A 20,590-nucleotide genomic window follows, 5' to 3' on the forward strand; every position below is an offset into this window, starting at 1 on the left:
TCGGATGGCGCTTCCTGGTTTTCGTATCGCGTCAACAATCAGGCGGGAAGCGCTTCCTTCGCCTGCTTGATGATGGCGGTAAACGCCGCGGATTCGTTCATCGCGAGATCGGCCATGACCTTGCGGTCCAGCTCGATACCGGCCAGCTTCACGCCGTGCATGAACTGAGAATAGGTGAGGCCTTCGACGCGGACAGCCGCGTTGATGCGCTGGATCCACAGGGCGCGGAAGTTGCGCTTCTTAACCTTGCGGTCGCGGTAAGCGTACTGGCCGGCCTTTTCGACGGCCTGGCGCGCGACGCGGATGGTGTTCTTGCGGCGGCCGCGATAGCCCTTGGCCTGGTCCAGCAGACGCTTGTGCTTGGTGCGGGTGGTCGTACCACGTTTGATGCGGGGCATTGTCTATATCCTCCTGCTTACTTGAGCCCGTAGGGGGCCCAGCTCTTCACGGCAGCCCAATCGGCTTTCGCCAGGACCTTGGTGCCGCGCTGCTGGCGGATATACTTCGCGTTATGGCTGATCAGGCGGTGGCGCTTGCCGGCCACGCCATGCTTGACCTTGCCGGTGGCGGTGAGCTTGAAGCGCTTCTTGACGCCGCTCTTGGTCTTCAGTTTGGGCATTTTCGTCTCCTAGTTCAGAAACACGTCCAACCAGCCCTGGCAGCCCTAACGGCCAGACCGGCAGATGAATCACGTGTCGGTGAAGTGCGCGCAAATAGCGGATGGCGCGCGGATTGCAAGCCTTGCGGGCGTTCAGCCGGCCAGAGCTTCCAGCACGTCTTCCAGCCGCGCCGGATCGCCCATCGCCAGCACGCGCCCGTCGCTTCCCGCATGCAGCGGATCGCCCTGCCAGTCGCACATCGTGCCGCCAGCGCCCTCCACCACCGGGACGAGCGCGGCGAAGTCATGCAGTTTCAGGCCCGCCTCGCACACCACGTCCAGCTGGCCATGCGCGACCATGGCATAATTATAGCAATCGCCGCCCATGATCATGCGTTTGTGATCGGTCTTCGAGGCAAGCGCCATGAAGTGATGGCCCTCGTCCTCGCTGAAATAATGCGCGCCCGTGGTCGCCAGCGCGGCATCCGACAGTTCGCGGCAGCGGCGGGTGGAGACCGGCGCGCCATTGAAAGTCGTCTCGCGCCCAGCCACGCCCAGCCAACGTTCGGACAGGATCGGCTGGTCGATGATGCCAAGCACCGGGAAGCCGCCTTCCAGCAGCGCGATCAGCGTCCCGAAGGTCGCCCGCCCGGCGAGGAAGGCCGTGGTGCCGTCGATCGGGTCGAGCACCCACTGGCGACCCGATGTCCCTTCGGTGACGCCAAACTCCTCGCCATGCACGCCGTCGTCCGGTCGCTCTGCTCTCAGCAGGGCCCGCATGGCCTCTTCCGCTGCCCGGTCGGCAATGGTGACGGGCGAGGCATCGGCCTTGCGATCGGGCTGCACGCCCTGCCGGAAATGCGGGCGGATCGCCTCTCGCGCGGCGTCGGCCAGCCGCTCTGCAAACTGGATATCGTCGGGCGTCATCGAAACCTCCGGAAGCGGGCACCTGCCCTGGCGGACGCTGTTAGCGCAGACCTAACGCGTTGCAAGCGGCGCATTTCTGTCGCAGACCTCTCGTCCATGGGGGCGCAAAGTCAGGCACAGGTCGAATCGCAGACGGGGCGCACGCGCGGCGGCGCGCCGCTCGCCTGGTCGCGCGCGCCGGCAGAGCGGCTGCGACCGTGGTTCTATTGGTGGAGCGTTTCGGAAGGCGAGCTGCCGCCCGGCGTGCGCGTCAAATGCGGGATGTTCGTCGACCATTCATGCCTGCGGATCATCTACCGCGATCCCTGGACGGCGGACACACTGGACGGCCAGCAGGTCTGGGACCCGGGCGCGGAGGGCAAGGCGCTGTATTTCGGACCGCAGAGCCGCTGCATGCCGCTGGCCATCGAAGGCCGCTACATCGCCATCACCCTGCACTTCACGGCTGGCGCGCCCAGCGTCCTTGGCGGCCCGCCGCAGAGCGAGATGCTGGACCGCATCGTGGAATTCGACAGCATTGCGGAGGTGACGAAGGCGGTTCATCGCCATGCCCCGCTGGACGAGCCCTATGAGAACTGGATCATCGCGCTCGAGAAGGTGCTGGGCAGTTACATCGACCAGATCGATGCGGCCGAGCCGGACCCCCTTTCGCTGGCGTTCGAGCGGCAGGCGCTGGTCAATCCGCACCTGCCCGTCGAGGACTTCTGCCGCCGCGCAGGTGTGGGCAGGCGGACGCTGGAACGGATCATCAAGCGCGATTTCGGTGTGACGCCCAAGTTCGCCATGCGCCGTGCGCGCGCCATGGACATGGGCGCGGCCCTGCTGGGCGTCGCGCGCGAGGAGGACGAAGCGGGGCTGGCGCTGCGCTACACCGACCAGTCCCACCTGATTCGCGAGATAAAGTCCTTCTTCGACCTTCGGCCCAAGGACCTGAAGACCGGCGCACACCCCTTCCTCCGGCTCAGCCTGGAAGTGCGGCAACGCTGCCGGCTGGATGCGCTTAAGCAGCTCCATCCCGACGAGATCGGCCCATGGCGCGATCCCGGAAGCGAGCCGGTGACCTGAGGCAGCCGCCCCGGGCCTAGTCGAACAGGCTGGATACGCTCGATTCGTCCGCAATGCGGCGCACGGCCTCGCCTATCAGCGGGGCGATCGGCAGGATGCGAATACGCTCGGAATCCTTGGCCGCATCGGTCGGCAGGATGCTGTCGGTGATGACCAGCTCCTTCAGCGCGCTCTTGTCCACCCGGGCCACCGCTCCGCCGGACAGCACACCGTGGGTGATATAGGCCGCGACGGACTTCGCGCCGTTATCCAGCAGGGCCTGCGCGGCGTTGCACAGCGTCCCGCCCGAATCGACGATGTCGTCGATCAGGATGCAATGGCGCCCGGACACTTCGCCGATGATGTTCATCACTTCCGATTCGCCGGGGCGGTCGCGCCGCTTGTCGACGATGGCGAGCGGCGCATTGTCGAGCCGCTTGGCCAGCGCACGGGCACGCACGACGCCGCCCACGTCGGGGGACACGACCATCAGATCCTGCCCGCCGTACCGTGCCTGGATATCGGCCGCCATGGTCGGCGCGGCATAGAGGTTATCCGTCGGGATATCGAAGAAGCCCTGGATCTGGCCGGCGTGCAAATCCACGCTCAGCACGCGGTCGGCCCCGGCGCGAGTGATGATGTCCGCCACCAGCTTGGCCGAGATGGGCGTTCGCGGGCCCGGCTTTCGGTCCTGCCTTGCATAGCCGAAATAGGGGATCACGGCGGTGATGCGCCGGGCGGAGGCGCGCTTGAGTGCGTCGATCCCGATCAGCAGCTCCATCAGATTGTCATTCGCCGGATAGGACGTGGACTGCAGGATGAAGACATCCTCGCCGCGCACGTTCTCGTGGATCTCGATAAAGATCTCCTCGTCCGCAAAGCGGCGCACGCTGGCGTCCGTCAGCGGGATTTCCAGATAAGCCGCAATCGCACGGGCGAGCGGCAGGTTGGAATTGCCGGACATGATCTTCATGGAATGCGAATCCCTTCTGACGGTGAATGCCCCTGCCCTAGCCCAGCGCGCCGGCCGCGCAACAGGCCTGGCGGCGGTTTATCCAGATTCGCGCTTTTTTGAACTTGCGGCCGGCGCGGGCTGGCCCGCTGGACTCAGCCCTTCGGACCGCGATGCTCGCCCTTCACCCAGCGCACCGTGCCGCTGCTGGCGCGCATTACGACGCTTTCGGTCGTCATCACGCCGCCGCGGCGATATTTCACGCCGTCCAGCAGGGAGCCATCGGTGACGCCGGTGGCGGCAAAGATGCAGTCGCCCTTGGCGAGGTCTTCCAGCGCGTAGATCCGGTCGAGGTCCTCGATCCCCCACTTGGCTGCGCGGGCGCGCTCGTCATCGTTGCGGAACACCAGCCGCCCGCTGAACTGGCCGCCGACGCAGCGAAGCGCGGCAGCTGCCAGCACGCCTTCCGGCGCCCCGCCCTGGCCCATGTACATGTCGATGGTCGTGTCCTCGTCCGTGGTGGCGATCACGCCTGCCACATCGCCATCGCCGATCAGCACGACGCCGCAGCCCAGGCCGCGCAGTTCGGCAATCAGCTCCGCATGGCGCGGACGATCGAGCACGCAAACGATGATGTCGGACGGCTTCACTCCTTTCGCCTCGGCCACCGCGCGGACATTGTCGGAGGGCGACTTCTCTAGGCTGATCACGCCGGCGGGGTAGCCCGGGCCGACGGCGATCTTGTCCATATAGGTGTCAGGCGCGTTGAGGAGGTCGCCCTCCTTCGCGGCGGCCAGCACGGCCAGCGCATTCGGACCGGCCTTGGCAGTGATGGTGGTGCCTTCCAGCGGGTCGAGCGCGATGTCGATCTTCGGGCCCTTGCCCGGCGCGCCGCCCACCTTCTCGCCGATATAGAGCATGGGCGCTTCGTCCCGCTCGCCCTCGCCGATCACCACGGTGCCATCCATGTACAGCGTGTCGAACGCCTTGCGCATGGCTTCCACGGCGGCAGCGTCTGCAGCCTTCTCGTCGCCGCGGCCGATCAGCTTGCTGGCGGCAACCGCGGCAGCCTCGGTCACGCGGACCAGTTCGAGGACGAGGACGCGGTCGAGGACGTTATCGGACTGGCTCATTTATGCTCTTTCGCTGGCTTCATGCATTCGTATTCTGCGGCTGCACGCCGCTTAGGTAGGCGCGCGGGTTTTGTCGAGCCGCCAGCCCGCACTCCAGCGAGGAAAATCAGCCCAATACGCGCAGCACCAGCGGCGGCTCCGCGATGCAGTCGGACTGGGCGAGCGCGGCGAGCGCATCGGACACGGTCCGTTCCGGTCCTTCGTGGGTGACGATGGCCACCAGCACATCGCCCGCCTCTTCCGGCTTGCCGTGCTGGATAAGGCTCTCGATCGAGACACCGGCGTCGCGCATGGCAGCCGTCAGCTCCGCCATCACGCCCGGGCGATCGCTCACCACGAAGCGCAGGTAAGCGCGGTTGCGCCGCTCCGCCGTGTCGGCCGGGCTGCTGCTGGCGAGCGATGCGACCGGCAGGCCGAAAGGGGCTGCCGGATTGCCGCGGGCAATGTCCACCAGATCGGCCACGACCGCGCTGGCCGTCGGCCCGTCGCCCGCACCTGCGCCCTGGAACAGCAGTCGGCCGGCGAAATTGCCCTCGACCACCACCGCATTGGTCGGGCCATCGACCGCCGCGAGCGGGTGAGACTTGGGCACGAGGTAAGGCTGCACGCGCTGGAACAGGCGGGGTTTACCATCCTCTCCGGCCGCGCAGTCGGTCATGCCAATCAGGCGGATGACATATCCCAGCGCATCGGCCTGGGCGATATCGGCGGCCCGCACCCCGGAGATGCCGCCGGTCTCCACAGCGCCGAAATCGGGCCTCGTACCGAAAGCGATGGCAGCGAGGATGGCCAGCTTGTGCGCTGCGTCCACCCCCTCGATATCGAAGGTCGGGTCGGCCTCGGCATAGCCCAGCTCCTGCGCATCGGCGAGGATGTCGGTGAAGTCGCGCCCGGTCTTCTCCATGGCGGAGAGGATGTAATTGCTGGTGCCGTTGAGGATGCCGTAGACCCGCTCCACGCGGTTGGCCGCGGCCCCTTCGCGCAGGCCCTTCAGCACGGGGATGCCGCCTGCCACCGCCGCTTCGAATTGCAGCGACACGCCCGCCTGCTCGGCCTGCGCGGCCAGCTCGGCCCCGTGATGGGCGATCATCGCCTTGTTCGCCGTGACGAGGTGCTTGCCGCCCTCCAACGCGCCGCGCGCCAGCGCCAGCGCCGGGCCGTCGGAACCGCCGACCAGCTCCACCACCACGTCGACATCGCTGCGCGCTGCCAGCTGCGCCATCTCGTCTTCCCAGGCATAGGACGCAATATCGATGCCGCGGTCGCGCGTGCGGTCGCGGGCGCTGACGGCGGTGATGCGGATGTCCCGGCCGGCCCTTGCCCGGATTTCGTCCGCGTTTTCCTCCAGCAAGCGCACGACGCCCGTGCCCACAGTGCCCAGCCCCGCAAGGGCGATCCGCAATTCCTGCGTCATTATTCCGTCCAACTTGTCCATCCCGTCTGGGGGATCGGCTGGCGGGTTAAAGAGGCTTGGCCTTTGCTGGCCAGCCAAAATCGGTTTTCGTTGCGAAAGAAATCAGCCGCGGCTGCGAGCGCGCGTCCGATCGCAGGGGCCAAGCTGGTCGATCACGAAGGCGTAATCTTCCTGTGCGCGCGCACGCACCTGTGCCCCGTCCTGCAGGATTGCGCCTGCCGGCAAGGTTGCAGGCAGGGAGCATGCGAGGCGGTACCAGCGCAGCGTCCCGCGCTGCGGCGGCCGCGCGGACTGGTCCACGATCTCGCTCCAGGATACGCCCCAGCTCGGCGCCATACCGGGCCGCCGGACGACGCTGAGCGAGACGGGGGCGTTGCTGCGCGTAGTCAGGAATACCTGCGTTTCCGATTCGCCGGCCAGGTTGCCGGGCATCCACAAGGCATCGCCGATCCCCGTCACCACGGGGGGGGCGTCTGGGGAAAGAAGCTCCGCAATCACGGCGCGGACCCGTGCCTCTTCCGCCGGGCTGGCGGGGAGGTAGGCGTCGGGCTCAACCAGCTGCAGCTGGCCCGGATTGCCGGCCACGGGGCGGGCAAACAGCAGCCATTCCTGCTTCTTGTATTTGGCCACCTTGCCGTCCGGACCCAGCGGCACATCGGCCAGGAAGGCGAACTCGCCGCCCATCGCGCCAGGAGCCTTTAGGACGTTCTGCGTACGCGATTCGAAATAGACGCGCGCCATCCCGGGGGCGAGGCCGGGGCTGCGTTCTGGCTCCAGCATGGCCTGGTCGCGAATTTCCACCCGCACCACGACGGGCGATGCCTCTGAGAGCGCGACAAGATCGCCATAAGTGGCTTGCGAAGCGGCCATCGACTGCGCCGACACCGGCGGCGGGCCGCCCGCACATGCAGAGGCGAGGAGCGCCGCCGGAAGGAGCGCGGCGAGGTTGCGAATCGAAGGAAATTTCATGGCGACCTTCCTATCATGGGGCAGCATTTGCGCGAGCTTTCGCGAAAGATGGCCTGCCTTTGCAGCAGGCCCGAGACGTCCCTTTAAGGGGCTACCGGCCTGTGAATCCGCGGTTAACCGATAAACCGTTTGCCGGTTCCGTAACCTCTCGTTAAGACCGCGCCGAACGGGCCGAGACAACAAAACATAAGCTGCCCGGCAGCCTGGACGCCCGGAACAATGCGGGTCTTGCATCAGTAAGAATGCTGGACCCCATTTTGGTCAACAGGCTGGACAAACGCTTCCGGGCGCTGGCAGGATGGCCGCTTGGCATCCGGCAATAGCAACCGGATTGTGCGGAAATCGAAAGGTTTCCCAAGACGTGAACGGAGTGATGCGACTGGATGGCTTACGCTGACCAACAAATGAGCGGTAACAAGGTTATCGCGATCATCATCGTTGCTCTCATCCACGTTGCGCTCGGCTACGCCCTGGTTACGGGCCTGGCCATGTCGGCAGTCAAGGAGATTGCCGAACGCGTGACGACGGTGGACATCGACGAGCCCGAACCGCCCGAGCCGGAGGAGGAGCCCCCTCCGCCCGAGCCTCAGGAAAACGTGGCACCGCCGCCGCCTGTGGCTCCGCCGCCGCCGATCAATGTGAGCACGCGGCCGCCGGACATCCAGACGCAGACGCAGATCCCGCCGCCCGCTCCGCCGGCGCGCGTGATCCCGCCCCCTGCGCCGCCGGCACCCCCCGCGCCGCCGCCCCCGCCGCCGCCGCCGCCTTCGCAGGCCCGTGGTGTGTCGCCGGACGGACAGGCACGCTGGACCCGCCGTATCATCGAGAACTACCCATCCCGCGCCCTGCGTGAAGGTGTGGAAGGCCGTGTTGGTGTGACGGTTACCGTGGGTACGAACGGGCGGGTCGATTCCTGCTCGGTCAGCCGCAGCTCCGGCTCCAGCGTGCTGGATGACGCGGCCTGTAAGGACCTCAGCCGTTACGGCCGGTTCAACCCCGCGCTGAACGATGCCGGCAACCCGATCACGGGTCGTTGGTCCACCACCATCGTCTACCAGCTCAACTAAACAGAATTCAGACCTTTCAGAGAGGAAATCCGCATGCTTACCAACCTTATTGCCGCAGTTGGCGAAGAAGCGCCGAAGAACCAGTTCGGCTTCATCGAAGCCATGAACCAGGGCGGCTTCGTCGCCTGGTCCATCTTCGGCGTTCTCGTCATCATGTCTGTCGGCTCGTTCTACATCCTGATCACGAAGCTGCTCGAGCAGAACAAGATCCTTCGCCAGTACCAGGGTGTCCGCACCAACTTCTGGCGTGCCAATTCGCTTAGCGAAGGCGCAACCAAGCTCGACAAGAACAGCGCATGGCGCCAGCTGGTCGACGATGGCCTTGCTGCCGCATCGCAGCACAAGAAGATGACCGACAGCCTGGAAGCCCATGACTGGCTGCACGGTTCGCTGGCACGTTCGGAATCCGCCATCGCAGCGAAGCTTGCCGGTGGCCTCCCGTTCCTCGCATCGGTCGGCGCCACCTCGCCGTTCATCGGCCTGCTCGGCACGGTGATCGGCATCTATCGCGCACTGATCAAGATCGGCATGGCCGGCTCCGCTTCCATCGACGCCGTTGCCGGCCCGGTGGGTGAAGCCCTGATCATGACCGCCATCGGTCTGCTCGTCGCCGTTCCGGCGGTGCTCGCCTACAACTGGCTGCAGAGCCGCAACAAACGCATCCTTGCCATGCTGTCGGGCTTCTCGACGGACCTGCAGGCTTACATCACCTCGGACGGCCAGATCCGCCCGCAGACGATGTCCAAGACCTCCACGCAGGCTGCTGGCACCGCTGCAAAGACGGCTCCGGCCGCAGCCAAGCCGGCAGGCTCGGCAACGACGACGACCGCAAAGAAGTAAGGTCGTTTCGAACGGGGGCGGCGTGCCACGGCATGCCGCCCACTTCGAAGTCGGTAAGTTTTGAGACAGGATACCTAACCAATGGCCATTTCTACAGGCGGATCGGGTGCCGAGACACCGATGTCGGATATCAACACCACGCCCCTCGTGGACGTGATGCTGGTGCTCCTGATCATCTTCCTGATTGCCGTCCCGGTCGCCATCCAGACCATCGAGAAGCTGGAAATCCCGATTTTCGAATCCATTGAATCGGATGACAAGGTCGAGAACCTGCTGCTGACGGTCAGCACCACCGATGCACAGGGCCTTAGCGCCGGCGAGGGCGGTTTTTCCGGCGCTTCGCGCAATGGCGAATGCCGCGTCTATTTCAACAACATCACGCCAGTGACCTCGCAGGAACTGTATGACCGCGCCTTCGCGCGCCTCGACCAGATCGTGCAGCGTGCCGGCGGCATCGATGCCATCCTGGAAGATCCGGAAAAGGTTCCGCAGGTTCACATCCGTGCTGACAAGAACGCGCCCTGGCGCTGCGTGGCGGGTGCCATCTTCAACGTGCAGGCTGCGGGCTATCCCACGGTCGGCTTCATTTCCAACCCGGTCGACCCCAACGGCGGCTGATCGGTTCGGCAAGCAGAATTCAGGAGTAGAAACCCATGGCAATGTCAGGCGGCAAAGACGATGGCGAGCCAATGATGGACATGAACACGACGCCGCTTATCGACGTCATGCTCGTGCTCCTCATCATGTTCATCATCACCATCCCGGTGGCCACGCACTCGGTCGATATCGACCTTCCGCAGCCAAACCCCGACCAGCAGTTGCCGGATATCGATCCGGTGAAGAACAAGCTGGTCCTGCTGGCGGACGACACGATCCTCTGGAATGGCGAGCCGATCGACCAGGGTGGTCTCGTCGCCAATTTGCAGGAATCGCTGACCTTCGCGATCGAGCCGGAACTGCAGTTCGAACCGGAAGCCAATGCCAGCTATGACCTGTCGGCCAAGGTGCTGCAGATCATCAAGGGCTCGGGCGTCACGAAGTTCGGCTTCGTCGGCAACGAACAGTACCGCCAGTTCGGTACGGGTGGCCCGGCCAACCCCGTCGGCGGCTGATCCGACCACCATAGCAATCTGAGAGGGGGCGGAGCGATCCGCCCCTTTTCTTTTGCCTGCCGCAGACGTCGCATGCCCCTGCCGCCGACCGGCCCTGCGCGAAGTCACCACTCGCCTGCGGTAAGCGGATCAAATCGACCTGCCTAGCTCGGATCCCGTCAATCCGCCCATACTGGAGCCGGACCAGAACCGCCTCGTCGTGACCGCGCAGGACAGCATCCTGTGGAACGGCACTAAGGTCAGCGAGGCGCAGGCCCTCGCCGCGCTCCGCCTGGTCGAGACCCGCGTGCCGGAGCCCGAAACGCAAATCGCGCCGGAAGCCGGGGCCAGTTACGAAAAGACCGCACGCCTCATGCGGCTGGTGGATGTGTCTGGCGTCACCAAGGTCGGCTTTGTCGGGAATGAGCGCTACCGGAACTTCGAACGCGACTGAGCCTAACGCGCATCCTCCAGCGCAGCTGGGCCTAGCCAGGGCCGTTCAGCTGTTCTGGGTCACTCGTCCGCATTGCAGCGCCTGCCAGGCTTTCGGCTTCCAGCAACAGCTCCTCGTCCACCGCGCCCTGCGGCACGCTCTCGCGGCCGATCATCACCATCACCGGCACGGCCAGAGGGCTCACCCGGTCCAGCTCGACATGCAGTAGCCGGTCGGCCGCGCTGTCCAGCAGGTCGCCGAGCCTGCCGATATCGGTCATTTTCTCCCGCGCATCGGCCCAAGCCGCCTCGATCAGCACATGATCCGGCTCGTACTTGCGCAATACGTCGTAGATCAGGTCGGTGCTGAAGGTGACCTGCTTGCCCGTCTTGCGCTTGCCGGGATGCTGCCGCTCCACCAGACCGCTGATCACGGCAACCTCACGAAAGGCCCGGCGCAGCAGGTGCGAATCCTGCACCCAGTCGATGAATTCATGCGTCAGAATGTCGGGCGAGAGTAGCGGCGCCGGGTCCGTCACCGGCTTCAGGCTCCACACCGCGAGCGAATAGTCATTCGCCACGAAGCCGCCAGGCACCAAGCCCAGCTCCTCCATCCGCTTGGTGATAAGCATCCCCAGCGACTGGTTCGCGTTCCAGCCGACGAAGGTGTAGTACACGGTGTAGTGCCGCTGGCCGTGCGGGAAGCTCTCGACCAGCAGATTGTCCGGCCCGGGCAGCTGGCTACGCCAGTCCTGCACTTCCAGCCATTCACGCACATCGTCGGGGAAGCGCGCCCAGCCCGCGCGGTCCACCAGCATCGCGCGCACGCGGTCTGCCAAATGAGTTGTCAGCGGCAGGCGCAGCCCTCCATAGGAGGGGATCGCCGCGCTTTTCTTGGCCGCCCGCACGACCAGCTCCATGTCGCGGATCTGCTCCACTTCCAGCGCCATGCCGGAGAAGCTGAACGTATCGCCAGGGCTGAGCGAAGCGGCGAAGCGTTCCTCCACCTTGCCAAGGTTGCGCCCGTTGCGGAAGCGGACTTGCAGCATCTCGGAATCGATGATGATCCCGGCGTTCATGCGGTGGCGCGCGGCATGTTCGGGGTGGGTCAGGCGCCAGACGCCCTGCTTGTCGCGCACGATGCGCTTGAACTTGTCATAGGCCTCCAGCGCATAACCGCCTGTCGCCACGAAGTGCAGGACGCGGTTCCAGACATCCTCGTCCACCCATGCGTAGCTGAGGCAGGAACGCACCTCGCGCAGGAAGGCGGCCTCCTCGAACTCCCCCGCACAGGCGCGCGCCATTACATGTTGGGCGAGCACGTCGAGCCCACCGGGCCGGAAGTCCTCGCCGTCGCGCTGGCCATCGTCCACGGCTTCCTTCGCCGCGATCGCTTCCAGGAACTCGAAGCGGTTGCCCGGCACCAGCAGCGCGCGGCTGGGCTGGTCGAGCCGGTGGTTGGCGCGCCCGATACGCTGCAGCAGACGGCTGGAGCCCTTGGGCGCGCCCATCTGCACGACGAGGTCGATGTCGCCCCAGTCCACGCCCAAATCCAGGCTGGCCGTGCAGACAAGCGCGCGCAGCTCGCCCCGCGCCATCGCGCCCTCCACCTTGCGCCGGGCCTCTATGCCCAGGCTGCCGTGGTGGATGCCGATGGGCAGCGTGTCCTCGTTCACATCCCACAGGTGCTGGAAGATATACTCGGCCAGGAAGCGGGTGTTGGTGAAGATCAGCGTGGTGCGGCTCTGCTTCACATACTCGTAAAGCTGCGGGATCGCCCAAGTCGCGGCATGGCCGCCCCAGGGCACGCGCTCTTCCACAGGCAGCAGGATCTCAACCTCGGCCGGAGCGCCATCCTCGCCCTTCACCAGTTCGACCGTGTCGATCTCCCCCCACGGGGCGAGCCATTCACGGTAAGCAGTCGGGTCCGCCAGCGTGGCCGAGAGCGCCACACGCTCCATGTCCGGGGCAATGGCCTGCAGCCGGGTGAGCGCGAGGGCCAGCAGGTCGCCGCGCTTCTGGGTGGCAAAGGCGTGCACCTCGTCCACCACCACGCGTTTCAGGCCGGCAAACAGCGTGTCGCTGTCCGGATAGCTGAGCAGCAGGGAGAGGCTTTCGGGCGTGGTCAGCAGGACATGCGGCGGGCGGCTGCGCTGGCGCTTCTTGCGGTCGGACGGGGTGTCGCCGCTGCGGGTCTCCACCCTTATGGGCAGGCCCATTTCCTCGATCGGGGTAATGAGGTTGCGCTGCACATCGTGCGCCAGCGCCTTCAGCGGGCTGACATAGAGCGTGTGCAGGCCCTCGGGCGGGGCCGCGCCATCCAGCCGCGAGGGCGTGAAGGCGGCAAGCGTGGGGAGGAAGCCGCCCAGCGTCTTGCCCGCGCCCGTATCGGCCACCAGCAGCGCGTGCCGCCCGGCATCGCTGGTCTCCAGCATCTCGGCCTGGTGCCGCCGCACCCGCCAGCCGCGCGCATCGAACCAGGCCGCGATCTCCGGCGGAATGGCCGCGCCGTTCATGTTCGGACTGGCGAAGCTGAAAGGTGATACAGGTGTGACACAGTCCTAGAACGAAAAAGCGAGCCGGTGTGTCCCGCACGGTCCGCACACCGCGTGACGGAGGTGACATGTCGCAAGTGAGGGGGCGAAGTGCAGGCATGGCCCGGGCCCAGCACGGGCGCCGTCCTGTAGGAAAGTGCGCCATGCGCCCGCCGCGCGCTCAATCCTCGCTGAAGTCGATCTCTTCCTCGTCCTCGGCCGCTTCGGACAGCAATTGCTGCGAGGAAATGCCGAACAATCCGGCCAGCTTCGATAGCTCGTCTGCGGGCAGTTCGCCTATCGACCGCGCCGAACCGTAGCGCTCTTCGATTTCCGCCACCTCCTCCATGAGGCGGGGAAACATCTGGCCGATGAGCGGTCCGATCTGGTTCGTTGCATCCAGGACATGGGGGCTGCTGTGCAAGAGATAGCTATTGGTCGCATACCGGGCACCCGCCGGCGTTGCGAAGAAAACCTCCATCTCCTCGAGCTCTTCTGCGGTAAATTCGACCGCGATCGCCTGCGCCATGCCCGCGCGATAATGCGGCTCCAGAAGTGTGAACATCTCGTCCAACATGCCCATGAGCCACTGGAAGGTCGCAGCTTCCCGCTTTGCCTGGTTCGGGTCGAGTATGGCCAGGGCCGATGCAGCGGCATCATCGTCCAGCGCGTTGATGCGCCAGCTCGGCAGGCCTGTCAGATTCGTCAGGGCTTCGCGCGGGTCAGATTTTTCCGACGCCAAAGCGGATTCGAAAACCGGCATCAGCTGGTCGGACATCATGCGTTTGAAGGAGCCTTCGGGCATCAATTGCAGGGCCACGCGCTCGGCCGCAGGCAGACGTGCTTCCTGCACATCGGTGAGCGGATCGATATCGAGCTCGAAGAACGTCAGGTCGGCAAAGACAGCATCGGTCTCTTCCGCGCTCGCCGCATCCTTGTTGCGCTCCTGCGCATGTGCCGCGCCCGGCATGCCGCACATCAGCGCCGCGCCCGCCAAGAATCCCAAAACCGCTTTCATGATTGCCCCCTCTGCAGATCCGGTCAGTGACCTACGCTCTCACCGCGCTCCAGCCCGCTCAGGGCCAGCTGCTCGTCGATCTGCGCCATCAGGCGTTCGAGGCCTTCTTCCGTATCGCTTTCGGCGCGGGCGACGAGCACGTCCTGCGTATTGCTGGCGCGCAGCAGCCACCAGCCATCGGCATTGGTCACGCGCACGCCATCGGTGGAGTTCACCTCATCCGGGCTGTCCGCCAGCCGCGCCTTCACCTCGTCGATGGCGGCGAACTTGCGGCTCTCGTCCACCTGGAAGCGCATTTCGGGCGTGTTGAGCATGGCGGGCATCTCGCCGCGCAGCTGGGTGACGGATTTGCCCAGCCGCGCGCTGGCCGTGATCAGCCGCACGCCGGCATAAAGCGCATCGTCGTACCCATAATATTCGTCCGCGAAGAAGACGTGGCCGCTCATCTCGCCTGCCAGCGGGCTGCCCGTTTCCTTCATTTTGGACTTAATCAGCGAATGGCCCGTCTTCCACATCAGCGGCTTGCCGCCGTGCTTTTCGACATGGTCGAACAGGGCGCGGCTGGCCTTCACATCGGCGATAATCGTGGCATCCGGGCGATTACCTAAGAGGTCTTCCGCATAGATCATCAGCAATTGATCACCCCATATCACCCTACCTTGGCCGTCGATGGCACCGATGCGGTCGCCGTCACCGTCGAATGCCACTCCGAAGTCGAGGTTCTTCTCGCTGACGAGCTGGCGGAGGTCTTCCAGATTGGCCTCCACAGTTGGATCAGGATGATGATTGGGGAAGTTGCCATCGACATCGGTAAACAGGCAGAAGTGTTCCCCCGGCATGCGGGCGACAAGGCGTTCGAGCGCGGGGCCGGCGGCACCGTTCCCGGCGTCCCAGCCGATGCGCAGGGCAGCCAGGCCATCACCATCGACCCCTTCGAGGGGCTTGAGGAGGGCGTCGATATAGGCGTCCATGATATCGAGCTGGCGCGCAGTGCCGGTGCCGTCCAGCCAGTCGCCGGCGGCAGCGCGGCGGCCGAGAGCCAAGATGTCCTCCCCGAAAAACGGTCGGCCCTGGATTACTATCTTGAAGCCGTTGTAATTGGCGGGGTTATGGCTCCCGGTTATCTCGATGCCGCCGTCAACCTCTTCGATTGAGGCTTCCGCGAAATAGAGCATGGGCGTGGGCCCCATGCCGATGCGCACCACATCGCAGCCCGAGGCGGTCAGCCCCTCCACCAGCGCATGCTCCAGCAGCGGTGAACTGACGCGCCCGTCATAGCCCACGGCCACCGTCTTGCCGCCCGCTTCGCGCAGGATGGAGCCGTATGTGCGCCCGATGGCACGGGCATCGTCCGGCCCCAGCGTCTCGCCGATTATGCCGCGGATATCGTATTCGCGCAGGACGGTGGGATCGAATTGGTGGCTCATGGATGCGTGCTCCTGTCGGGCAATTCGTTCAGTAGAAGGTCGCGGGCGTCATTCGCTTCATGCACCTGCGCATTGCTGCCGCCCCGGTCCGGGTGGACCATTGTGATCAGGCGGCGATGCGCCTCGATGATGTCCTGATGGCGGGCATTGGCGGGCACACCCAGCAGCTTGCGCGCGCGGAACAGGGCCTGCTGGCGCGTGCCGTCCTGCTTCTGCCAGGGCCAGCGACCCAGCGCCATTTTCCAGCCGACGCAAATGATGGCGGCGAGGATTAGGAGCTTGAGCATCGATCAGGCTGCCTGTGCCTGGCTGGGCGGCGCGCTCGGTTTTGCTGGCAGGTTCAGCGCGCCCACCAGCTCGCGCAGTTCCTGCCGTGCGATCAGGTGGCTCGTGCCCAGCTCCCCCAGGTGCCCGCGATCGAGCAGGGTGAGGCCCGAGGGGAACAGTTCGCGGTAGATCACGCGTTCGGACAGGCCCTGGGCCACGCGGAAGCCGACGCGCTTGGACAGCTCCGTCAGGGCCTGGTCGATGCGGACCTGGTTGCGCGCGTCGAGGCGCTGGACGCGGTTGCGCACCACCACCCAGTCCATCTCGCGCCGTTCCTTCATGGCGCGGGTCTTGCGCGCCTCGAACAGCAGTTCGGCATAGAAGCTGAGGCGTTTGACCTTAAAGGTTTCCGCATCCACCTGCCCGATCAGGTCGAAATCGACGAAGCTGTCGTTCATCGGTGTGACCAGCGTATCTGCCTTCGTCGCGACATGGCGCGCCAGCGGATCGTCGCGGCCCGGCGTGTCGAAGACGAGGTAATCGGCATCGGCGCCCAGTCGCTCCGCCACCGCCTCCAGCGCGATGACGTCGCCGTTCTCGAATACGTCGAATGCCACGGTGGGCAGGTCGATGCTGCGGCGCTGCATCGTCTCGCAGCGATTCTCCAGGTAACGGGCCAGCGTGCGCTGCCGGGGGTCGAGGTCGATCGCGGCCACGCGGTGTCCCTGCGCGGCCAGCGCAATGGCGACATGCACCGCCGTGGTGGACTTGCCCGTGCCGCCCTTCTCATTGGCGAAGACGATGCGGTGAGGGGCGGTGGTGCTCAATTGCTGCTCTTTCCTGACTGCGCTGGCGGGGCTAAGCCGCCGTTTCCAATACCCTATCGGAGGCTGGCATCCATGCAAACCGTCAACACGGTCAGGACCCTGCGCGAAGCTGTGGACGAATTGCGATCCGCCAGTGGTGGGGGCGGCGGCACGGTGGCGCTGGTCCCTACGATGGGCGCGCTGCACGATGGGCATCTGACGCTGGTGCGCGAGGCGGCGAAGCATGCCGACCATGTGGTGGCCAGCATCTTTGTGAACCCCACGCAGTTCGGCCCGGGCGAGGATCTGGACGCCTATCCCCGGCAGCTGGCCCAGGATTCCGCCATGCTGGTGGGCGCGGGGTGTGCGCTGCTGTGGGCGCCATCGGTGGAGGAAATGTATCCCGAAGGTTTCGCCAGCAAGATCCGCGTGACCGGCCTGCCGGACCGGCTGTGCGGCGCCAACCGCCCGGGCCATTTCGATGGCGTGGCAACGGTGGTGTGCAAGCTGTTCAACCAGGTCCGCCCGGACATGGCCTTCTTCGGGGAGAAGGATTGGCAGCAGCTCGCCGTGATCCGCCGCATGGCCGCCGACATGGACCTGCTGCTGCCGCGCGCCGAAGCGATCCACGGCGTGCCCACGGTGCGGGAGGCGGACGGCCTCGCGATGAGCAGCCGCAACCGCTACCTGTCGGAGGAGAACCGTGAGCGCGCCGCGACCCTGCCGCGCGAGATGCGCGAAGCCATTGCCCGGATCGAGAGCGGCGAAGAGGTGCACGGCACGCTGGGCCAGCTGGAAGACGCGCTGCTGGGCGGCGGCTTCGACAGCGTCGATTACGCCGAACTGGCGGACGCAGCCTCGCTGGAGGCGCTGGAGGCGCTGGGCGAGAAGCCCGCCCGCCTGCTCGTCGCCGCGCGCATCGGCGGCACGCGGCTGATCGACAATATGGCGGTGGGGCCAAACGCGTAAAGCTGCGCCGCTTAGCCTTACTGCCCGCCGATCTCGCTTGGCACCGGCGTGCCGGACGGGGCGACCTCGCCATTCCACGCCAGCACCGGCTTCCTTGCCGCCAGCGTCTCGTCCAGCCTTGCACGCGGGGCGTAATGCGGTGCGGTCTTCAGCGTCTCGTCGCCAGCCTTCGCACGCTCCGCCACGCTGCGCAGCGCGCCGATGAACTGGTCGAGCGCCGCCTTGCTCTCGGTTTCCGTCGGCTCCACCAGCATCGCGCCGTGCACCACCAGCGGGAAGTACATGGTCATGGGGTGGAAGCCCTCGTCGATCAGGCCCTTGGCCAGATCCAGCGTGGACAGGCCCTCGGCAAAGCCTTTGTCGCCGAAGAGCGCCTCGTGCATGCACGGCCCGCTGTGGGCGAAGGGCGCGTGCAGCACGTCTTCCAGCTGGCGCAGCACGTAATTGGCGTTGAGGACCGCGTCCTCCGCCACCTGCCTTAGGCCATCGGACCCGTGGCTGAGGATATAAGTGAGCGCGCGGGTGAACATGCCCATCTGCCCGTGGAAGGCGGTCATGCGGCCGAAGCTCTGCAGCGTCTTGCCGAAGTGCTCTTGCGCGAAGCTGTCGGCGCTCTCCTCCTCGACCAGGTGCACCGTGCCATCCGCGGTGCGGGCGGCATAGGGCAGCGGGGCGAAGGGGCTCAGCGCCTCGGACAGCACGACCGGGCCGGAGCCGGGCCCGCCGCCGCCATGCGGGGTGGAGAAGGTCTTGTGCAGATTGATGTGCATCGCATCCACGCCAAGGTCGCCGGGGCGCACCTTGCCGACGATGGCGTTGAAGTTCGCGCCATCGCAGTAAACGAAACCGCCCGCCTCATGCACCGCGTCGGAGATCGCCTTCAGGTCCCGCTCGAACAGGCCGAGCGTTGAGGGGTTGGTGATCATCACGCCTGCGACATCGGGGCCGAGGCGCGATTTCAGCGCATCGAAATCGACGCGCCCGTCGGAATTGGCCGGGATGTCCTCGATCTCGTAACCGGCGAAGGCGGCGGTGGCGGGATTGGTGCCATGCGCGCTTTCGGGCACGAGCACGACCTTGCGGGCATCGCCGCGTGCTTCCAGCGCGGCGCGGATGCACAGGATGCCGCAGAGTTCCCCATGCGCGCCCGCCTTGGGGCTCATGGCCACCGAATGCATGCCGGTCAGCTCGATCAGCCAGAAGGCGAGTTCGTTGATCACCTCCAGCGCGCCGCGCACGGTCTCGACTGGCTGCAGCGGGTGGACATCGGCAAAGCCGGGCATGCGCGCGACCTTCTCGTTCAGGCGCGGGTTGTGCTTCATCGTGCAGCTACCGAGCGGGAAGAGGCCGAGGTCGATGGCGTAATTCTGGCGCGACAGGCGCGTATAATGGCGCACCGTTTCCGGCTCCGTCAGGCCGGGCAGGCCGATGGCTTCCTTGCGCGCGAACTTGCCGAGCTTGCTGGCGGAAGGCTCGCTGCGCACCGGCGCGGCGGCATCGACACCGGCCAGGTCCATCTGGCCCGGGAAGGTCAGGTCCACGCCCGTCCGGTCCAGCGAGCCGGTCTCGAAGATCAGCGGCTCTTCCAGCATCAGCGCGCGGTTGCCGGTGGTTGTGGCCGGGCCGCTGAAGCTGTCTGCGGAAACCGGAGAGCCGGGCTTCCAGCCGGATGCGTTAGGATTGCTCATGACAGTACCTCCTTCAGCGCAGCACAGAGGGCATCGATATCGTCCTCGCCGGAGGTTTCGGTCACGCAGACCAGCAGCGCATCGTGCAATTCTGCATTGCCGGGGAACAGGCGGCCGAGCGAAACGCCCGCCAGCACGCCGTCATCCGCCAGCTTGCGCACCACGTCGCGCGCGTCGCGGCCGATGCGGATAGTGAATTCGTTGAAGAAACTCTCGTTCAGCACGCTGACGCCGGGGATCTGCGCCAACCGCTCCGCCGCAAGGCAGGCGAGGCGGTGGTTCTCCGCCGCCAGCGCGGTCAGGCCCTTCTCGCCCAGCAGCGTCATGTGCACGCTGAAGGCCAGGGCGCACAGCCCGCTATTGGTGCAGATGTTGCTCGTCGCCTTCTCGCGCCGGATATGCTGCTCGCGCGTGGAGAGCGTCAGCACGAAGCCGCGCTTGCCATCGGCATCCACCGTCTCGCCGCAAAGGCGACCCGGCATCATGCGCACATGCTTCTGGTCGCGCACGGCGAAGAGGCCAAGATACGGCCCGCCGAATTGCAGGCCGACACCGATGGCCTGGCCTTCGCCCACCACGATATTGGCGCCCAGCTCTCCGGGAGACTGGATCGCGCCCAGCGCCACCGGTTCGGTATTCACGGCGATCAGCAGCGCGCCCGCCGCGTGCGCGGCCTCGGCGATGCGGGCGAGGTCCGGCAGGCGGCCGAGCACGTCGGGATATTGCACCACGACGCAGGAGGTCTCGCCATCGATCAGGCCGATCAGCGCGTCATCGTCCGGCGCGGGCGTGAGGCTCGGCGCGCCGCCGGCGATCTCGTCATCGGTGAACTTGGCCATGGTGCGCACGACTTCGGCGTAATGCGGATGCAGCGCATCGGAGAGCACGACCTTGCGCTTCTTGCCGCGCGCGATGCGGCTGGCCATGGCCACGGCTTCCCAGCACGCCGTCGAGCCATCATACATGCTCGCATTGGCCACCGCGCAGCCATAAAGGCGCGCGACCTGCGTCTGGAATTCGAAGAGCATCTGCAGCGTGCCCTGCGCGATTTCCGGCTGGTAAGGCGTGTAAGCGGTCAGGAACTCGCCGCGCTGGATGATGTGATCGACCGATGCGGGCACGTGGTGGCGATAGGCCCCCGCACCAAGGAAGAACGGCGCATCCGCTGCCGCGAGGTTCTTCTTCGACAAGCGGCGCATGTGCTTCTCGACCGCCATTTCGCCGGCATGGGTCGGCAGGCCGCGGATCGGCCCATCCAGCCGCGCGGCTTCCGGAACATCGACAAACAGGTCGTCGATGGAGGAGGCCCCCACGGCATCGAGCATGGCGCCGCGATCGGCATCGGTCAGGGGTAAGTAGCGCATCGTCTCGCTTCTCTCATGAGTCCCTGCGAAGGCAGGGACCTCTCTCGGCA

At 65.9% G+C, this 20,590-nt stretch carries 21 protein-coding genes; 7 read left to right on the forward strand and 14 right to left on the reverse strand.

Annotated features, from left to right (window positions below; translation table 11 throughout):
* Window positions 1-38: 38 nt before the first annotated feature.
* From rplT to hisN, 3 genes are all read right to left on the reverse strand, one after another.
* Window positions 39-398: a 50S ribosomal protein L20 gene (gene rplT, locus A6F65_RS01465; RefSeq protein WP_067785074.1), complete on the reverse strand. Its 360-nt coding sequence runs from the start codon at window positions 396-398 to the stop codon at window positions 39-41.
* A 17-nt stretch (window positions 399-415) separates the two neighbouring features.
* On the reverse strand, window positions 416-619 hold the full coding sequence (rpmI, locus tag A6F65_RS01470) for a 50S ribosomal protein L35 (protein ID WP_067785076.1): 204 nt from the start codon (window positions 617-619) through the stop codon (window positions 416-418).
* Between the two features lie 132 nt (window positions 620-751).
* The gene (hisN, locus tag A6F65_RS01475; protein WP_067785080.1) at window positions 752-1,525 is read right to left on the reverse strand and encodes a histidinol-phosphatase; all 774 of its coding nucleotides are present in this window, start codon (window positions 1,523-1,525) and stop codon (window positions 752-754) included.
* 96 nt (window positions 1,526-1,621) lie between these two features.
* Here hisN and A6F65_RS12640 point away from each other — a divergent pair, with 96 nt between their 5' ends.
* The gene (locus A6F65_RS12640; RefSeq protein ID WP_169816987.1) at window positions 1,622-2,590 is read left to right on the forward strand and encodes a helix-turn-helix domain-containing protein; all 969 of its coding nucleotides are present in this window, start codon (window positions 1,622-1,624) and stop codon (window positions 2,588-2,590) included.
* Window positions 2,591-2,606: 16 nt separating this feature from the next.
* On the opposite strand, the gene A6F65_RS01485 is transcribed toward A6F65_RS12640, so the two are convergent.
* The 4 genes from A6F65_RS01485 to A6F65_RS01500 all read right to left on the reverse strand — a co-directional run bounded on the left by A6F65_RS01485 (window position 2,607) and on the right by A6F65_RS01500 (window position 7,037).
* Window positions 2,607-3,542, reverse strand: coding sequence for a ribose-phosphate pyrophosphokinase (locus A6F65_RS01485; RefSeq protein ID WP_067785082.1), 936 nt, complete (start codon window positions 3,540-3,542; stop codon window positions 2,607-2,609).
* Between the two features lie 134 nt (window positions 3,543-3,676).
* Window positions 3,677-4,654, reverse strand: a complete 978-nt coding sequence (glpX, locus tag A6F65_RS01490; protein WP_067785093.1) for a class II fructose-bisphosphatase — start codon at window positions 4,652-4,654, stop codon at window positions 3,677-3,679.
* A 106-nt stretch (window positions 4,655-4,760) separates the two neighbouring features.
* Window positions 4,761-6,068: a homoserine dehydrogenase gene (locus tag A6F65_RS01495; protein ID WP_067785096.1), complete on the reverse strand. Its 1,308-nt coding sequence runs from the start codon at window positions 6,066-6,068 to the stop codon at window positions 4,761-4,763.
* 102 nt (window positions 6,069-6,170) lie between these two features.
* On the reverse strand, window positions 6,171-7,037 hold the full coding sequence (locus A6F65_RS01500; protein ID WP_067789699.1) for a hypothetical protein: 867 nt from the start codon (window positions 7,035-7,037) through the stop codon (window positions 6,171-6,173).
* A gap of 404 nt (window positions 7,038-7,441) precedes the next feature.
* Here A6F65_RS01500 and A6F65_RS01505 point away from each other — a divergent pair, with 404 nt between their 5' ends.
* From A6F65_RS01505 to A6F65_RS01525, 5 genes are all read left to right on the forward strand, one after another.
* Window positions 7,442-8,104: an energy transducer TonB gene (locus A6F65_RS01505; protein WP_237164845.1), complete on the forward strand. Its 663-nt coding sequence runs from the start codon at window positions 7,442-7,444 to the stop codon at window positions 8,102-8,104.
* A gap of 33 nt (window positions 8,105-8,137) precedes the next feature.
* Window positions 8,138-8,944 (forward strand): MotA/TolQ/ExbB proton channel family protein, encoded by an 807-nt coding sequence (locus A6F65_RS01510; RefSeq protein ID WP_067785102.1) that lies wholly within the window; start codon window positions 8,138-8,140, stop codon window positions 8,942-8,944.
* 81 nt (window positions 8,945-9,025) lie between these two features.
* On the forward strand, window positions 9,026-9,562 hold the full coding sequence (locus tag A6F65_RS01515) for an ExbD/TolR family protein (protein WP_205631893.1): 537 nt from the start codon (window positions 9,026-9,028) through the stop codon (window positions 9,560-9,562).
* Between the two features lie 35 nt (window positions 9,563-9,597).
* Window positions 9,598-10,056: an ExbD/TolR family protein gene (locus A6F65_RS01520; protein WP_067785107.1), complete on the forward strand. Its 459-nt coding sequence runs from the start codon at window positions 9,598-9,600 to the stop codon at window positions 10,054-10,056.
* Between the two features lie 139 nt (window positions 10,057-10,195).
* Window positions 10,196-10,489: an ExbD/TolR family protein gene (locus A6F65_RS01525; RefSeq protein ID WP_257784273.1), complete on the forward strand. Its 294-nt coding sequence runs from the start codon at window positions 10,196-10,198 to the stop codon at window positions 10,487-10,489.
* A gap of 31 nt (window positions 10,490-10,520) precedes the next feature.
* Here A6F65_RS01525 and A6F65_RS01530 read toward each other — a convergent pair whose 3' ends face one another.
* The 5 genes from A6F65_RS01530 to A6F65_RS01550 form a co-directional block, all read right to left on the reverse strand.
* Window positions 10,521-12,983 (reverse strand): ligase-associated DNA damage response DEXH box helicase, encoded by a 2,463-nt coding sequence (locus tag A6F65_RS01530; RefSeq protein WP_067785113.1) that lies wholly within the window; start codon window positions 12,981-12,983, stop codon window positions 10,521-10,523.
* Between the two features lie 199 nt (window positions 12,984-13,182).
* A complete protein-coding gene (locus tag A6F65_RS01535; RefSeq protein WP_067785115.1) occupies window positions 13,183-14,019 on the reverse strand; it encodes a hypothetical protein in 837 nt (278 codons plus the stop codon).
* 23 nt (window positions 14,020-14,042) lie between these two features.
* Window positions 14,043-15,446 (reverse strand): phosphoglucomutase/phosphomannomutase PgmG, encoded by a 1,404-nt coding sequence (pgmG, locus tag A6F65_RS01540; RefSeq protein ID WP_067785126.1) that lies wholly within the window; start codon window positions 15,444-15,446, stop codon window positions 14,043-14,045.
* Window positions 15,443-15,733 carry a DnaJ domain-containing protein gene (locus A6F65_RS01545; protein WP_067785129.1) on the reverse strand — a complete coding sequence of 97 codons (291 nt, stop codon included), beginning with the start codon at window positions 15,731-15,733 and terminating at the stop codon, window positions 15,443-15,445. The genes pgmG and A6F65_RS01545 overlap by 4 nt, the downstream gene beginning before the upstream one ends.
* A gap of 3 nt (window positions 15,734-15,736) precedes the next feature.
* Window positions 15,737-16,540, reverse strand: a complete 804-nt coding sequence (locus A6F65_RS01550) for a division plane positioning ATPase MipZ (RefSeq protein WP_067785132.1) — start codon at window positions 16,538-16,540, stop codon at window positions 15,737-15,739.
* A gap of 72 nt (window positions 16,541-16,612) precedes the next feature.
* Between A6F65_RS01550 and panC the strand changes: the two genes are divergently transcribed.
* On the forward strand, window positions 16,613-17,488 hold the full coding sequence (gene panC, locus A6F65_RS01555) for a pantoate--beta-alanine ligase (RefSeq protein WP_067785135.1): 876 nt from the start codon (window positions 16,613-16,615) through the stop codon (window positions 17,486-17,488).
* 17 nt (window positions 17,489-17,505) lie between these two features.
* On the opposite strand, the gene gcvPB is transcribed toward panC, so the two are convergent.
* Window positions 17,506-19,176, reverse strand: coding sequence for an aminomethyl-transferring glycine dehydrogenase subunit GcvPB (gene gcvPB, locus A6F65_RS01560; RefSeq protein WP_067785138.1), 1,671 nt, complete (start codon window positions 19,174-19,176; stop codon window positions 17,506-17,508).
* Window positions 19,173-20,540 carry an aminomethyl-transferring glycine dehydrogenase subunit GcvPA gene (gcvPA, locus tag A6F65_RS01565; RefSeq protein WP_067785141.1) on the reverse strand — a complete coding sequence of 456 codons (1,368 nt, stop codon included), beginning with the start codon at window positions 20,538-20,540 and terminating at the stop codon, window positions 19,173-19,175. Before gcvPA ends, gcvPB begins: the two co-directional genes overlap by 4 nt.
* Window positions 20,541-20,590: the final 50 nt, after the last annotated feature.

Source organism: Paraurantiacibacter namhicola (assembly GCF_001687545.1).
Taxonomy (GTDB): Bacteria; Pseudomonadota; Alphaproteobacteria; order Sphingomonadales; family Sphingomonadaceae; genus Paraurantiacibacter; species Paraurantiacibacter namhicola.

Bases quoted from the DNA above. Each gene is read 5' to 3' on its own strand.
- rpmI (WP_067785076.1), bottom strand. From the start codon at position 619: ATGCCCAAACTGAAGACCAAGAGCGGCGTCAAGAAGCGCTTCAAGCTC.
- hisN (WP_067785080.1), bottom strand. From the start codon at position 1,525: ATGACGCCCGACGATATCCAGTTTGCAGAGCGGCTGGCCGACGCCGCG.
- A6F65_RS01515 (WP_205631893.1), top strand. From the start codon at position 9,026: ATGGCCATTTCTACAGGCGGATCGGGTGCCGAGACACCGATGTCGGAT.
- A6F65_RS01520 (WP_067785107.1), top strand. From the start codon at position 9,598: ATGGCAATGTCAGGCGGCAAAGACGATGGCGAGCCAATGATGGACATG.
- panC (WP_067785135.1), top strand. From the start codon at position 16,613: ATGCAAACCGTCAACACGGTCAGGACCCTGCGCGAAGCTGTGGACGAA.
- A6F65_RS01500 (WP_067789699.1), bottom strand. From the start codon at position 7,037: ATGAAATTTCCTTCGATTCGCAACCTCGCCGCGCTCCTTCCGGCGGCG.
- gcvPB (WP_067785138.1), bottom strand. From the start codon at position 19,176: ATGAGCAATCCTAACGCATCCGGCTGGAAGCCCGGCTCTCCGGTTTCC.
- A6F65_RS12640 (WP_169816987.1), top strand. From the start codon at position 1,622: ATGGGGGCGCAAAGTCAGGCACAGGTCGAATCGCAGACGGGGCGCACG.
- A6F65_RS01485 (WP_067785082.1), bottom strand. From the start codon at position 3,542: ATGAAGATCATGTCCGGCAATTCCAACCTGCCGCTCGCCCGTGCGATT.
- A6F65_RS01545 (WP_067785129.1), bottom strand. From the start codon at position 15,733: ATGCTCAAGCTCCTAATCCTCGCCGCCATCATTTGCGTCGGCTGGAAA.
- pgmG (WP_067785126.1), bottom strand. From the start codon at position 15,446: ATGAGCCACCAATTCGATCCCACCGTCCTGCGCGAATACGATATCCGC.
- A6F65_RS01535 (WP_067785115.1), bottom strand. From the start codon at position 14,019: ATGAAAGCGGTTTTGGGATTCTTGGCGGGCGCGGCGCTGATGTGCGGC.
- A6F65_RS01530 (WP_067785113.1), bottom strand. From the start codon at position 12,983: ATGAACGGCGCGGCCATTCCGCCGGAGATCGCGGCCTGGTTCGATGCG.
- A6F65_RS01510 (WP_067785102.1), top strand. From the start codon at position 8,138: ATGCTTACCAACCTTATTGCCGCAGTTGGCGAAGAAGCGCCGAAGAAC.
- glpX (WP_067785093.1), bottom strand. From the start codon at position 4,654: ATGAGCCAGTCCGATAACGTCCTCGACCGCGTCCTCGTCCTCGAACTG.
- A6F65_RS01495 (WP_067785096.1), bottom strand. From the start codon at position 6,068: ATGACGCAGGAATTGCGGATCGCCCTTGCGGGGCTGGGCACTGTGGGC.
- gcvPA (WP_067785141.1), bottom strand. From the start codon at position 20,540: ATGCGCTACTTACCCCTGACCGATGCCGATCGCGGCGCCATGCTCGAT.
- rplT (WP_067785074.1), bottom strand. From the start codon at position 398: ATGCCCCGCATCAAACGTGGTACGACCACCCGCACCAAGCACAAGCGT.
- A6F65_RS01505 (WP_237164845.1), top strand. From the start codon at position 7,442: ATGAGCGGTAACAAGGTTATCGCGATCATCATCGTTGCTCTCATCCAC.